Source organism: Arthrobacter cavernae, from assembly GCF_017368795.1.
Lineage (GTDB): Bacteria > Actinomycetota > Actinomycetes > Actinomycetales > Micrococcaceae > Arthrobacter > Arthrobacter cavernae.
The window spans coordinates 1-204 of sequence record NZ_JAFNLL010000097.1; the positions used below are offsets into that span (position 1 = coordinate 1).

The 204-nt window shown below is 70.1% G+C and carries 1 pseudogene; it reads right to left on the bottom strand.

Annotated features, from left to right (window positions below):
- Nucleotides 1-204 (bottom strand): annotated as a pseudogene (locus tag J1902_RS18940) (DUF320 domain-containing protein); the annotation flags it as partial.

Genomic DNA, 204 nt, shown 5'->3' on the forward strand with positions numbered 1-204 from the left:
CGATCTGTGTTCCGGACAGGATGCCGTGGGCCCCGGAGGTGGTTGCTGTCCATGCCGGGGCGTAGGCCGGGGCATGGGCGGGGGCCTTGTTGATGGCCGTTGAGTCGCCCAGCACGGCCAGCGAGGTGGCGCCCAGGGTTACCGGAACGGAAACCGGGGCCACGATCTGTGTTCCGGACAGGATGCCGTGGGCCCCGGAGGTGC